The sequence below is a fragment of the Niallia circulans genome, assembly GCF_007273535.1.
Classification (GTDB): Bacteria; Bacillota; Bacilli; order Bacillales; family Cytobacillaceae; genus Niallia; species Niallia circulans_B.
This window is the reverse complement of sequence record NZ_RIBP01000004.1, coordinates 2,991,598-3,005,695: the sequence shown is the minus strand read 5'-3', so window position 1 is coordinate 3,005,695 and position 14,098 is coordinate 2,991,598. Positions and strand designations below refer to the sequence as shown.

At 40.0% G+C, this 14,098-nt stretch carries 14 protein-coding genes; 10 read left to right on the top strand and 4 right to left on the bottom strand.

The genetic code is table 11. From position 1 onward, the window contains the following. Nucleotides 1-20: 20 nt before the first annotated feature. Entirely contained in the window at nt 21-1,019 is a 999-nt protein-coding gene (locus CEQ21_RS22820; protein WP_185766507.1) for an NADPH:quinone oxidoreductase family protein, read from the bottom strand. A 348-nt stretch (nt 1,020-1,367) separates the two neighbouring features. On the opposite strand from CEQ21_RS22820, the gene CEQ21_RS22815 reads away from it, so the two are divergent. The 10 genes from CEQ21_RS22815 to dacB all read left to right on the top strand — a co-directional run bounded on the left by CEQ21_RS22815 (nt 1,368) and on the right by dacB (nt 11,300). Further along, complete coding sequence (locus tag CEQ21_RS22815; RefSeq protein WP_185766506.1) at nt 1,368-2,141, top strand: MBL fold metallo-hydrolase; 774 nt, start codon at nt 1,368-1,370, stop codon at nt 2,139-2,141. 292 nt (nt 2,142-2,433) lie between these two features. After that, complete coding sequence (locus CEQ21_RS22810) at nt 2,434-3,189, top strand: exodeoxyribonuclease III (protein WP_185766505.1); 756 nt, start codon at nt 2,434-2,436, stop codon at nt 3,187-3,189. Between the two features lie 140 nt (nt 3,190-3,329). Continuing rightward, entirely contained in the window at nt 3,330-3,743 is a 414-nt protein-coding gene (locus CEQ21_RS22805; protein WP_185766504.1) for a MarR family winged helix-turn-helix transcriptional regulator, read from the top strand. Nucleotides 3,744-3,765: 22 nt separating this feature from the next. Continuing rightward, complete coding sequence (locus CEQ21_RS22800; RefSeq protein ID WP_185766503.1) at nt 3,766-4,743, top strand: ring-cleaving dioxygenase; 978 nt, start codon at nt 3,766-3,768, stop codon at nt 4,741-4,743. 109 nt (nt 4,744-4,852) lie between these two features. Next, on the top strand, nt 4,853-5,653 hold the full coding sequence (locus CEQ21_RS22795) for an HAD family hydrolase (protein ID WP_185766502.1): 801 nt from the start codon (nt 4,853-4,855) through the stop codon (nt 5,651-5,653). Nucleotides 5,654-5,809: 156 nt separating this feature from the next. Next, the gene (locus tag CEQ21_RS22790; RefSeq protein ID WP_185766501.1) at nt 5,810-7,180 is read left to right on the top strand and encodes a DEAD/DEAH box helicase; all 1,371 of its coding nucleotides are present in this window, start codon (nt 5,810-5,812) and stop codon (nt 7,178-7,180) included. A 25-nt stretch (nt 7,181-7,205) separates the two neighbouring features. Further along, entirely contained in the window at nt 7,206-7,793 is a 588-nt protein-coding gene (locus CEQ21_RS22785; protein WP_185766500.1) for a hypothetical protein, read from the top strand. Nucleotides 7,794-7,807: 14 nt separating this feature from the next. After that, complete coding sequence (locus tag CEQ21_RS22780) at nt 7,808-8,827, top strand: STAS domain-containing protein (RefSeq protein ID WP_185766499.1); 1,020 nt, start codon at nt 7,808-7,810, stop codon at nt 8,825-8,827. Between the two features lie 107 nt (nt 8,828-8,934). Beyond that, entirely contained in the window at nt 8,935-9,744 is an 810-nt protein-coding gene (locus tag CEQ21_RS22775; RefSeq protein ID WP_185767392.1) for an Fpg/Nei family DNA glycosylase, read from the top strand. Between the two features lie 71 nt (nt 9,745-9,815). After that, a complete protein-coding gene (dacB, locus tag CEQ21_RS22770; RefSeq protein ID WP_235907313.1) occupies nt 9,816-11,300 on the top strand; it encodes a D-alanyl-D-alanine carboxypeptidase/D-alanyl-D-alanine endopeptidase in 1,485 nt (494 codons plus the stop codon). 29 nt (nt 11,301-11,329) lie between these two features. Here dacB and CEQ21_RS22765 read toward each other — a convergent pair whose 3' ends face one another. From CEQ21_RS22765 to CEQ21_RS22755, 3 genes are all read right to left on the bottom strand, one after another. Continuing rightward, the gene (locus tag CEQ21_RS22765; RefSeq protein WP_185766497.1) at nt 11,330-11,956 is read right to left on the bottom strand and encodes a ribonuclease H1 domain-containing protein; all 627 of its coding nucleotides are present in this window, start codon (nt 11,954-11,956) and stop codon (nt 11,330-11,332) included. A 99-nt stretch (nt 11,957-12,055) separates the two neighbouring features. Beyond that, on the bottom strand, nt 12,056-13,006 hold the full coding sequence (locus tag CEQ21_RS22760; protein ID WP_185766496.1) for an ATP-grasp domain-containing protein: 951 nt from the start codon (nt 13,004-13,006) through the stop codon (nt 12,056-12,058). Beyond that, the gene (locus CEQ21_RS22755) at nt 13,006-14,061 is read right to left on the bottom strand and encodes an LLM class flavin-dependent oxidoreductase (protein WP_185766495.1); all 1,056 of its coding nucleotides are present in this window, start codon (nt 14,059-14,061) and stop codon (nt 13,006-13,008) included. The genes CEQ21_RS22760 and CEQ21_RS22755 overlap by 1 nt, the downstream gene beginning before the upstream one ends. Nucleotides 14,062-14,098 lie beyond the last annotated feature (37 nt).

Genomic DNA, 14,098 nt, shown 5'->3' with positions numbered 1-14,098 from the left:
TTCAAGGTCCTTTTTTTTATTTATCCTTTAATATTTGCAATAATTCTGCCGCGGATTCCGCCTTGCAGAATAGTTGGCAAAAGGTCAGGAAGTTCATCAAGTGTAACTTCTTTGGCGATAAATGGAGTAAAGTCATCGATTTTCAAGTCAGAGGCAACTCGGTTCCACACTTTCAGCCTTGTCTCCATTGGACAGTAAACCGAGTCTATTCCTAATATGTTAACGCCTCTTAATATAAATGGATAAACAGATGTTGGGACATCTCCGCCGCCTGTTAAGCCGCTAACAGCTACAGAGCCGTTATATTGAAGCTTGCTTGTGATAGCTGCCAATGTAGCCCCGCCAACAGGATCGATTGCACCAGCCCATTCCTGCTTATCTAATGTCTTCAGATTGCCGTTATAAACTTCATCTCTAGCAATAATACTGCTCGCGCCGATCGTTGTTAAGTATTCATGCTCTGATTCCTTGCCTGTACTAGCTTCAACATTATAGCCAAGCTTTGCAAGCATCGCAACACCGAAGCTTCCAACTCCACCTGTAGCCCCTGTTACAAGTACTTTTCCATTTTCAGGCTTTAAGCCATTCTCCTCTAAGCGCTGGACAGATAATGCAGCAGTGAAGCCAGCTGTCCCGATAATCATCGCTTCCTTTAATGTAAGTCCGTCTGGAAGTGGCACAACCCAATCTGCCGGGATATTTGCGTATTGACTATAACCACCACTGTGAGATACACCAATTTCATAGCTGGTTGCAATCACTTTATCTCCCGGTTGGTAACGAGAATCTTCCGATTCGACCACAACACCAGCTAAATCAATACCAGGGATATGTGGATAGGAACGCACGATTTTTCCGTTTGGCACACTTGCGAGACCATCTTTATAATTGATTCCTGAATAATGCACTTCTATTAATACATTGCCTTTAGATAACTTGTCTAAGTTTACTTGTTCTACATGCAAAGAAAAATCTTCGTCTTGTTTATTAACAACAACTGCTTTAAATGAATCTATCATTATTGTTCACCTCGGTGTCATCTTATCATTTTTTTTCGTGCATGGTCAAAATATCCAACTTGGCTTACATACGAGGAATACAGATTATTACGATTGAGCGCACTCGAAAAAGATGTTTGAGCATCATACATTGACATGTAAGTAACTGCTGATTTTCCCAATACTGCGAGTCGAGAGATGGCATGTGTACCTTAGGATTGAGCAAAAAAAGATGAAGCAATCTCTCAATGGATTAGTTACATATAACCCCTTTTTTCTTTAAGACTTTCATTGAATTTACTTAAAAATGTATTTTTTGTGTCAGATCAAAATGTTAGGCAATACTAAACGTAAAAAGGAGATAGGTACATGAAAATAGCAAGTAATGTTTATGGATATAAAACGGCTATCGCAAATATTGCATTTGTATCAGGCTTAGGTAAGAACAAGCAAGATTGGATATTGGTCGATGCAGGCATACCATATTCGGCCAGGTTTATTTTGCAATATGCTAAATCATTATTTGGTGACAGAAAGCCAAGAGCAATCATTTTAACACATGGTCATTTTGATCATATTGGAGCATTGCAAACCTTGCTGCGTGAGTGGGATGTGCCCATATATGCCCATAGCGAGGAAATGTCCTATTTAACTGGTGAAGAGGTTTATCCAAGACCAACACCATTTGTTGTAAAGGGCGTTATGTCGTTGTTGTCGCCGTTATATCCTCGGGATGGTATTCAGCTGCATTCTAACTTGAAAGTACTTGAGACGGGTATAGAGCTGAATTTCATGGAGGGATGGGAGTGTATCCATACACCAGGGCACACGAAAGGCCATATTTCCTTATTCAGAAAAGAGGATGGAGTGCTGCTGGCTGGTGATGCCTTCGTTACTGTTAAACAAGAGTCCTTATTTTCTGTCTTAACACAGAAAGAAGAGCTGCATGGACCACCAGCTTACTTCACTTCAAACAGAGCCGAAAGCAGAGAGTCTATCATGAAGCTCGCAAAATTGGAGCCGAGCACCATCTATACAGGACATGGCAAACCACTTTATGGGAAAGAACAAATTGCCAAAGGACTTTATCAACTCATTCGTCATTATGATGTAGGCTATGCAGGAGCACCAACTATTGTATAAAAACTAAGTCTAATTGAATTCTGTCAGAGAAAACGGAACTAGTGAGCAACCGCTTAACATTTTCATACTAGTTCTGTTTTTGGCAGTGTATAAGATTAGTGTGGGGAAAGTAAAAGTTTTAACTGCTTAAGTGCGGAACTTAAAAAATTTAAAATAGGTAGATAATGAAGCAACTAGTCTTTGCGTTTCATATTCAAAAGTTATTTTCATGGAAAGATATATTACTTTATTCACTGCTTTATTCATGGTACTCTATTAATTTAGTAGAACTTATAGGTAAGGAGCAATACAAATGAAGGTAGTAACATGGAATGTTAATGGAATAAGAGCATGTGTTAAAAAGGGCTTTTTAGATTTTTTTCATGAAATAGATGCTGATATTTTTTGTATACAAGAATCAAAGCTGCAAGAAGGGCAAATTCAATTAGATTTAGAGGGATATCATCAATTTTGGAATTATGCGGAGCGTAAAGGCTACTCTGGAACGGCGGTGTTTACTAAACAGAAGCCGCTAAGTGTCAAATATGGGATTGGCGATGATTTTGAAGAACTGGAAGGAAGGGCGATCACTTTAGAGTTTCCTGAATTTTATTTGCTGAATGTATATACACCTAACTCTAAACGAGATTTAAGCCGCTTGCCATATAGAATAGAATGGGAGAAGCAGCTTAAGCTGTATATTCAAGCACTTGATGAGCAGAAACCTGTCATTTACTGCGGAGATCTTAATGTCGCTCATGCAGAATTAGATTTAAAAAATGCTAAATCTAACCTTGGCAACTCAGGATTTACGATAGAAGAGCGCGGAGAAATGACTAGCCTCCTTGACTTAGGATTTATTGACAGCTTCCGTTATCTTTATCCGGACCGAGGCGATGTTTACACATGGTGGTCATATATGGCGAAGGTAAGAGAGCGGAATATTGGTTGGAGAATCGATTATTTTATCCTTTCTGAACGTCTAAAGGAACTGCTTGTCGATACAGAAATACATTGTAATGTATTAGGAAGCGATCATTGTCCTGTTAGGTTGGAAATTAATTTGTAAGAAGAAGCTCAAGCGGTGTATCGCTTGAGGTTTTTTTTTAACAATTTTTTTGGTAATAAATATTGACTGTTAATCAGTTTAGAAGTAAACTGATAATATAAGTTTAGCACTAAACCGAAAGACGATAAGGTGATTGAACAATGAAAACCAAAAGGAATACAAGGCTTGGTGTCTTATTATGGTTCCGATTATCAAGGTTTTACAACAAAAGCAACAGAAAAAGCAATCAGTATTTACAGCAATTCGGATTAAATGTCGCTCAGCTCGATATGCTTGCCCAAATTGGTCATAATCATTCCATCACACAGCAGGAGCTTGCAGACAAACTGCTTGTGTCAAAAGGAAATATAACACAGCTCCTGAAAAAAATGGAGGAGCAGGACTTGGTAGAAAGAAGACAGGAGTGGAAAACGAAATACGTTTCCTTGACTGAAAAAGGCCAAAACCTTTACAGTGATGTGATTCCTAAACAAGAGGAGTTTCAGGCAGCACAGTTTGAAGCATTAACAGAAGCAGAAATGAAGCAGTTACTTGGACTGCTGAAAAAAATTTAAAACTAGAAAGAAGGAAATGACAATGATGTTTAAAGGTATTCATCATGTTTCAGCAATGACATCAAAAGCAGCGCAAAACTATGACTTTTACACAAAGGTATTAGGAATGCGTCTTATTAAAAAAACAGTTAATCAGGATGACACATCTGTTTATCATTTATTTTATGGTGATGAAAAAGGTAATCCAGGAACAGAGCTTACTTTCTTTGAAATTCCAAACCTTGCCCCAAACAGAGAAGGTGTCAGCAGTATTTCCGCATTGTCGCTACGCGTTCCGAGTGATGCTTCCTTACAATATTGGGTCGAGCGATTTGATGAATTGCAAATTTCTCATGGAGGGATTATCGAACGTGCTGGACGTAGGGCTTTAGAATTCCGTGATTTTGAAAGTCAGCGCTTCTTCCTTGTGTCAGATGAACACAACGAAGGCGTTAAAGCAGGAACACCATGGAAAAAAGGACCGATTCCATTAGAGCATGCTATTGTCGGTCTTGGACCAGTGCAATTAACAGTGCGTAAACCACAACCAACAATCCGCGTTCTAACAGATATCATGGGCTTTCGTGCAAGTGGCCAATTTTCTTCTCCTATAGAAAATCAGCCAGATATTCTTGTCTTTGAAACAGGTGAAGGTGGTACAGGTGCAGAGGTTCATATCGAGGAAAGAACAGATTTGCCTGTTCAACGCCTTGGCAGAGGCGGAGTCCATCATGTTGCCTTCCGTGTGGATGATGAAGAAGAACTATATGAATGGATCAATAAAGTAAATGAATCGAGATTTCAAAACTCTGGTTTCGTTGACCGCTTCTACTTTAAATCTCTTTATTTCAGAGAGCCTAACGGCATTTTGTTTGAGCTTGCGACAGATGGACCAGGCTTTGATACAGATGAGCATATCGACCATCTTGGTGAATCGTTGGCACTGCCACCGTTCTTAGAGCCGCAGCGCGCAGAAATTGAAGCGAGACTTAAACCACTTGATACTTCACTTGACCAATAATAAAGCGAGGAGGTATAGCTACCTCCTCTTTTTTGCATGCAAAAAGCTGTCTATTGATAGGTCTTATGTTTATAATACTAAGAGAACAGTACTAAGGGGGAAAATGAACATGAAATGTGTATCAATTGATCTGGACGGCACACTTTTGGATGACCAGCACCAGATTTCCGAAAAAAATAGACAGGTAATTCAACAAATGAAGGATAATGATATAGAGGTCATTTTAAATACAGGCAGACAGTATGCCGATGTTATTAAAGTTGCAGGTGTTGCTGAACTGGAGCTTCCTATTTTCTGTTTAAATGGAAGCATGATGTATTCAGCAAACGGTGAGCTTCTTTATGAAACAACACTTGCTGAGGATTTATATTTTGAGCTTTTAGCTAAATTGAAGCCACTTAATGTTGGCATTCTTGTCTATACGAACAAAGGCGGATTCCCGGGTACATTACCTTCACTGCGCGGAAAATCATGGGATGAAATTCAGCAAATGTTTGACAGTCAGGACTATGAAGGCATCGTTGCACAAGAAGACATTAAGGTTTATAAATTAATTGCCGTCGTTAATGAAACAGAAATTGATAAAATTGATACAGTAAAAAACACTCTTAAAGAGCTTACTAGTGTGTCTTTTTCCTCCTCTTTTCCTAATAACTGTGAGATAACATCAAGCACTGCTCAAAAGGGGAAGGCAATCAGACGCTACGAAAACATGAAAGAGATAGTGTTTGATGAAATATATTCATTTGGTGACGGAGGAAATGATGTAACACAGTTTGAAGTATCGACTAGATCATTCGCCATGGAAAATGCACCAGACGAAATTAAGAAAAGAGCAAGTGATATAACAAAGAGCAATAACGAGGACGGGGTAGCATATGCTGTCACTGAAATCTTGAAGCTCGTTTAATTCTTGTATTCCTTAAAAGGAGCAAAGGCGCATTAGCCTTTGCTCCTTTTTAATTATAAGAGTTTTTTTAAGAACACTTGCTATTTTACCGATAAAAAGCCAAAATAAAGGATGGTTAGCTTAATAAGCTGACTAAGTAGAAAGTAGGGATATAAATTGACTAATTTTAAAAGCTTAGGAATTAATGATACTATCATAGATCATTTACAAAAAAGAGGAATAACAGAGCCTTCTCCAATCCAAACAAAGGTTATACCTTCCATAATAGATGGTAAAGATGTTATAGCTCAAGCACAAACTGGAACAGGAAAAACATATGCATTTGCATTGCCAATTGTCCAAAAGCTAAAAAAAGACGCAGACTATATACAAGCATTGATTGTCAGCCCGACAAGAGAGCTTGCGATCCAAATCTCTGCTGAAATAGAAAAAGTAAAACCTGACTATGCAGAAGTATTAACAGCATACGGCGGTCAGGATGTGGAAAAGCAGCTTCATCGCATGAAGGACAATATCTCCATTGTTGTCGCAACACCAGGCAGGCTGATAGATTACATGAAAAGAGGTCAAATAAAGCTTGACCGCTTAAATGTTATCGTGCTTGATGAGGCAGACCAAATGCTTCATATCGGATTTTTAGAAGAAGTGAAATACATAATGAGACGTACGCCTAAAACAAGGCAGACACTAATGTTCTCTGCGACTATTTCTGATGATATTAAAATGCTTGCCAAAAAATACATGATAAATGCTGAATACATGACAGTTGAGAAAAAACAAGGTCCAGCTGCAACGGTTGAGCAATTTTCGATGCATACAACAGACAGAGCTAAGCAAGGAACGTTAATGACTCTCATCAAAACGTACCAACCATTTATGGCTGTTGTATTTTGCCGAACGAAACGAAGAGTGAGCAAATTATATGAAGTTCTCCGCAACAATGGCTTCGATTGCCGCGAACTGCACGGTGACCTTTCACAGGCAAAACGAGAGCAAGTAATGAAGGACTTCCGCAATGCCAAATTCCCGATTTTGATTGCAACAGATGTGGCTGCAAGAGGATTAGACATTGATGGCATTACACATGTATTCAACTATGACATCCCTGCTGATGCAGAAAGCTATGTGCACAGAATCGGCAGAACAGGCAGAGCAGGTATGGAGGGTGCGGCGATTACCTTCTATTCATCAGATGACCGTGAAACGTTGGATATGATCGAGCAGGATCTTGGCATTACGATAACAAAGATGCAGCAACTGAAAAAGACGGATGACAATCCAGAACAAGCTGTTAAACCAAAAACAGACCATACTAAACGCAAACCAGGCTTCCGAGCAGGACAGAAAGCAAAATCTGGACAAGGCCGCAAAAAACAGCATTCAGGCGAAGCAAAAGGGAAGCAGGACAGAAATTCCAGCAGCAAGCCCAAGGATGGAGCAAAGCAGGAAAAATCGTGGAGCAGCAAAAAAGGCAAAAGAAACACAGGAAGTGCGATTTTCAAGCCAAAACATTCAAAAAAGAAATAAATAGGGCATAAAGGAGTTAGCCAAAATGATAAACAAAAATATGAAGAAATATCTTGAAAGCAAAGCAGAGAATGAAAAAATTGCTGCTCTTCCAGTTGAAAAGGCTTATTTATTGGAAAACGAGCTTGCAGCTGAAGACCGTATACTCATTGCTTCATTACCAGAAAAACTAGGTGACTTCTATATGGAGCTCGCTAATAAAGAAAGTGACGAAACAGTAAAAGAAGGTTTGTCTGCTTCATTTCTTGAAGAAAAAATTTCTCTGCTGAAAACAAATCTCGACGAATATTTATATGTGGAAACTGATTTGTTTGACATGATTCAAGTAGATGGTCTGACATTGGAGGTTGATTCTGTTTTCCGCAAATATGACGGGCTTTTCGGCTTCCGTGCTCCAAAGAAGCAAGAGCAGGTTATCCGTTCCTATTTCGCCAATACGCTTGGCAGTGAAACACCATATAGCCTTATGTTTAATAATCAAGATGGCCTTTGGGATGTTAACCTACCGATTGAATATATAGAAGGATTTACAGAGGAATTGAGTGTAGCTGCTACATTAGAGTTGTTTTACAGCTTTATGTTCGCCTTGGGAAGTCTGTTAGACGAGAAATAAGTGAGGAGAATAGCATGGGAGATTCAATTATACGTACACAAGTAGACAACACGGAATTTACTTGGGATAAAGACAAAGGAGTTTTCTCTTTTGATGGAGCTCAGTCTGTGTTGTTTTGGGACTCTGCCATTGAATTGTTCATCAGTACAATCATTGAGGTTTCAGGTAATGATGTTTCCAATACTGTTCTTGAAGCAACAGGATTTCGGATGGGAGAGCTAGTTAGCAGCTATTATCAGGACAGGATCGATGCAAGAGATGTGATTGACCAATATATGGATATATATCGAAATGCAGGCTGGGGGAAAATCACAGTCACACATTTCTGCTCCAAAGAAAAGAAGGTCATTCTCCAGCTTGAGAACAGCTGGGAGCATCGCATCTATCAATCTATGAAAAAAGAACAGGCAACAGTCCTTCTTCCAAGCCATTGGGCAGGCGTGCTGACCGTTTTGTTTAAGGAAAATATGTGGTATAAGGTAAACAGGTCACAGCTTAATGGAAATGAATTTGATGAAATTGAAATTTATCCATCATCGATTTCGCCAAATGATAACATCCACCAACTAGCTCGCCAAAAAGAACAGGCATATATAAGTAAGCTTGAACAAAAAGTGAAAGATAGGACACAGGAGCTTTCTGACCTGGTGAAGCATCTGTCGACACCAATCATGCCTGTCATGAAAGGAATATTGGCTGTTTCTCTTGTTGGAAAATTTAATGATGAGCGCTTTGAGGGACTACTTCAAAAAACGTTGTTTGCGTTCTCCAAGCAAAGAGCAACCTATTTGCTGCTTGACATGACGGCGATAAGTGATTTTGACGAATATATCATTTTCCGTTTACAAGGATTGGTTAAGGCAGTTGCCCTTCTTGGCGGAGAATGTATTCTTGTCGGCATTAGTCCGACATTAGGTGTGCAAATCATTAATTCAGGCGTTGATTTACGGTCCATTCCAACGTTTGCAGCATTAGAGCAAGGAATTGAATATGCTATCGATAAGCTTGGATATGAAATAGTTAAAAAAAGCTAAGCTTTAAGTGAACTCCGCACGTATATATGTGTGGAGTTTTTTTATGCATGAAAAGCTATCCTCAATCAGAATATAAAGGGAAGAAACTAACCTTTGGAGGTATGCTCATGCCCGAATTACCAGAAATGGAAAATTACAAACGCAACCTTAATCAGCTCCTGCAAAACAAGTTGATAACAGATGTCATTATAAACAGAGAAAAATCGGTGAATGTCGCACCAAGTTTATTTATTGGAGCAGTTCGCGGTACTACCATCCAGGCTGTTGAGAGGCGGGCAAAGCATCTGCTGTTTCGGTTAAGCAATAATAGGGTGCTGCTGCTGCATCTTATGCTTGGAGGCTGGATGTATTTTTCTGAAGAAAAGGATAAGCCGAAACGAACAGTGCAGGTGCAACTGTCCTTTGGTGATAAACACCTCTATTTCATTGGGTTGAGACTCGGCTACCTTCATCTATACTCAGAACAAGAGGTAGAACAGGAATTGGCAGATTTAGGTCCAGAGCCTTTAGATGCCAGCTTTACGGAAGCACAGTTTTTAACCTATACCGAAAAAAAGCGGGGCATGTTAAAGCTTAAGCTGGTTGATCAGCATTTCTTGTCTGGAATCGGCAATTGTTATTCTGATGAAATATGTTATGCTGCAAGGCTGTTACCGGAAAGAAAATTAGAGGACCTAAGTGGGGACGAGCGTTCGGCTCTATATACATCGATTCAAACAGTGTTACCAGAAGCAACAGCAATTGGCGGTTATATGGAGCATCCTCTTTTCGTCGGAGATACTAAAACAGGTGCTTATAATGATAAATGCCGTGTGTATGACTGTGAAGGTCAACCTTGTCAAAGATGCGGCAGTAAAATTGTAAGGACCGAAATCTCTTCCAAAAAAACCTTCTTTTGTCCAGTTTGTCAGCATTGATTGTCTAACCTCCTTTTTCTTTGGCCATAATAGTTCTTTACATATGCCTTAAAAAAGGGGTGGAGTTGCCTTTGAAACACCAAAAACTTGGATTGCTGCTGATTATCATCGGAATAATTATCGTTCAGCTGAATGGAACAAAGCCATATGAGCTTGAAGTACAAGCACAGGGAAACACCGAAGACCTAGAAGCAGAATTAGATGAGCTTCTTACGTCCATGCCTGAGCTAAAAGGGAGTCTTGCTGGTATAAGCATCAGGGAGCAAGAGCGCGGAAAGGTTGTTTTTGAACAACTGGCTCATACAAGATTAGCGCCTGCGTCTAATTTGAAGCTGTTAACAGCTGCGGCTGCGCTGTCTGTATTAGGGAGCGACTACACCTTTGACACAGAGATTTATACCGACGGACAGCTTGTGAATGGCGTTTTATCAGGAAACTTATACGTAAAAGGCAAAGGCGATACGACTTTGCTTCAGAGTGACCTGGAGAGTATCGCTAAGTCAATACATGATAAAGGAATCAAAAAAATCAATGGCAGCATCATTGGAGATGCAAGCTGGTATGATGATGTTCCATATTCCATAGATTTGGCATGGAGTGATGAAACGACCTACTACGGAGCACCTGTTTCTGCTTTGACGATGTCGCCTGATAAAGAATATGATGCAGGCACTATTATGATTAAAGCAAGTCCAGGAGCAAGTGCAGGCAGTCAAGCAAAGCTGACCATTAATCCAACTGTTACTAATCTGGATATTGCTAATCATACAAGCACTGTTAGTAAGGATGGCAAGGAAAATATCCAGTCTGTTCGGGAACATGGTGAAAATACAATCACAATAAAGGGTGATATTCCGGTAGGAAGCGGTGCAACGAAAAAATGGGTTGCAATTGAGCATCCCCCTGAATTAGTACTTAATGTGTTTCAGCAGGCTTTAACAAAACAGGATATTACCTGGACTGGTGAGGTTAAGGAAGGTGTCACCCCAGAGCTGTCAACACCGATTCTTGTGCATAAGTCAATGCCATTGTCAGAAATAATAGTTCCATTTATGAAGCTAAGTAATAATACGATTGGGGAAACATTGTTAAAGGAAATAGGAAAAGTCGAAAAAGGTGAAGGCAGCTTTGAAAAGGGTGTTGCAGTACTTAAGGAAGAAATGAAGAAATTCGGACTGAATACGAGCGGCATGCTAATTCGGGATGGTTCTGGTATTTCACCAATTGACCTGATTACGGCAAATGACTTATCTACATTGCTTTTCCATATTCAGAAGCAAGCTTGGTTTTCAGAATTTGAAAATGCGCTCCCTGTTTCTGGTAATAAAGACAGAATGATTGGCGGAACCTTACGCAATCGTCTGCAATCGGAAAATACATTAGGAAAAGTGAAAGCAAAAACGGGGACTTTATCAGCAGTTAGTTCACTTTCCGGTTATGTAGAAAGTAAAAGCGGTCAGAAGTATATTTTTTCAATCCTACTCAACCATCTTATTGATGAAAGTTCTGGGAAATTAATGGAAAATCAAATAGTCGAATTATTGGCAGCTCAATGAGGAAAGCGTGAGAGCATATGCTCTCACGCTTATTTGCGCCCAAAATCAGCTTTTATTTCACCATGTATATGCGTTTCCCATTTAATGATTTTGTTTTTATATGTATTATCCTTCAGCCAGGCTTCAGCTCGTTCAATCATTTGCCACAGTTCCTCTGTACGATGATCTCGTTTAAGGCTGGTGTTCGCTTTTTTGTTTCGTACCCACGAAAGAGCAGTCATGCTGTCACTATAAATAGTTGTGTCTTTTCCAAGTTTCTTCAGCATCACCAATGCGTGAACAATTCCTAAAAATTCACCAATATTATTTGTGCCAAATACAGGACCATAATGGAATATGCGTTCTCCAGTCATTGTATCCACACCTTGATATTCCATCATGCCAGGATTTCCGCTGCATGCCGCATCAACAGAAATGCTGTTTTCGTCAATTGGTGCAGCAGTGCCGCTTTTTTGGGCTGAAGCACCCGCTTTTCCGGTTGAGACAGAACGGCTGGCTACACCTTGGTTATAAGCTTGCTCCGCTTCAGATTTGGTAGGAAAAGATTTAAAGGCCGCACCTTGAAAGCCTTTTGTTTGCTTTTCACATTCTGCCCATGTCGTATAAATACCTGGCTTTCGTCCATTCCACACTACATAATATTTTTGTTTAGCCATTGCTTCGCCTCCACTTTTTCAATCCATTCCTATTCTATCATAGCTGGCAAAAAAAAGAACGGCTGTCCATGACAGCCAGTCCTTAAAAAATGTAAAAGCTTAATTGGCCACTCCAGATTGACGCTCAAGTAATCCTTGTAAATACTGAGCTAACTGCAGCATGCCGAAAATCCCTGCTTCCTTCTCTGCATCGGCATTATAATTTGTATTTGTGTTAATGTCATACGTATAAACAGTACCATTCTTGTCCTTCATGAATTCAATTCCTGCCACATAAACGCCTTGTGCTTGAAGGAATTGCTCGTATTTTTCGATAATTGGTTCTTGGAAATCCTTTTGGATTGAAAAGCTTGGCTTTTCCTCCACTTGTTCGCCAACAGGGCAGAAAAGATCATTGATTTGGCAAGCGTCAGCAGGGCAAAGCTCAAAACCGCCTGCCGTGTCGACTTTAACAGCATAAACAAACTTTCCGCCCACAAACTCACAGCGAGTGATGCTTTGATCTGGTGATTCAATATATTGTTGAATTAAAGTAATCCCATCAACAGGCTCTTCGAATTCTGGTCCGTACACATATCTTTCCAGCTCCTCAATGGAATGAAATAAGCGAACACCCAAGCCTTTTCCGGCGCGATTATGTTTCGTGATAAAGGATGGATCACCAAGTTTTTTGGCTGCTTGGATAATTTGCTCACTGCCTGTTGCTACAAGCGTTTTTGGTGTTTGGATGCCATGCTTGAACAATGCGGCATACTGTGCAGCTTTACTTACTTCCAGTCTCAAAGCACCTGTTCCATTAACAACTGTTCTGCCATAAGACTCAAGCCATTCAAGGACAGCACCAGTATATTCCGCTGCATAACGATGTCCTCTTGTATGAGAAGATGCGCTCATCCGGCTGTAGAAAATTCCGTCAGGAGGAGCTTCCGATAAATCAAAATTACCTTCTGATAAATCCCATTCTTCAAAAGGTATATTAAGCTCCTCCAGACGTTTCGTTAAATGAACAGTCCACTCACTGTTTTCATGGATAACATATACTTTGCTCATTATTTGCTCACTTCTCTTTCTTTTTTTAATGATTCTACAAGCGGCATTACTTGCTCAGAGAACTTTTTCATTTCTTCTAGCTGTGGGGAGAATTGCAGTAGCAACAGGTTAATGCCGGCATCCTCATACTCGAGAATCTTTTTGGCAATTTGCTCAGGTGTACCGATCAGACCAGGTCTCAGCCCTCTGTTAGAGACAGAATAGTCTTGCAATTTAATTTGCTGTTCGAGCTGTGATTTATTGACAAAGTCATCAAACCCAGCATATGCAGAGGATTCCTTGACATCTGTTATTCTAGCAAGCTCTTGTGCTGCTGCTTCTTCTGTCTCGCGGCAAATAACATACGCTGCCATTCCGAAAGAGGAAAAAGGCTCCTTGCCGAATTCTGCTCTTTTGGTTTGCATATCCTTAATTTTAACGGAAATCTCGTCAACTGTTCCGCCGTGCATGACATATGCATCACAATTTTCCGCAATAACAGCTTTGCCTTTTGGACTTTCGCCACCAGCATAAAGAATTGGATTTGGCTTTTGAACAGGTTTAGGAGCAAGCTTGGCATCTTTGATATCATAGAACTTCCCTTTGAAGCTAAAAGTTTCTTCCGTCCATAGACCTTTTAGAATAGCTAAAAATTCCTCTGTGCGTTCATATCTTTCATCATGCTCTGTAAAGATTCCGCCATATTGTCTTGCTTCTTCCTCCCACCAAGCAGACACAACATTCAAAGTAAAGCGGCCATTACTTATCTGATCAATATTTGCTGCCATTTTCGCCGCAACAGCAGGGTTATGGAAGCCGGGACGGATTGCTGTCATGATTTCTATTTTTTCTGTCACAGCAGCAAGAGCAGCAGCCGTTGACCATGCTTCAATTGAATCTGTTTCAGGACCTTTTATATCATTTAAGTATAATTCTGCAATAAGAGTCGTATCATAGCCCCAATTTTCTGCACTTTGAATGACCTTTTTTGCATAATCAAATGTTGGAGGCATGTTCTCATCATCAACATTTCGCAGCCATCCACCAAAAATAGGTAGCCAAAATCCAAATTTCATGTACATTCTCCTTTTAGGACACTAAAGTTTTTTGAAT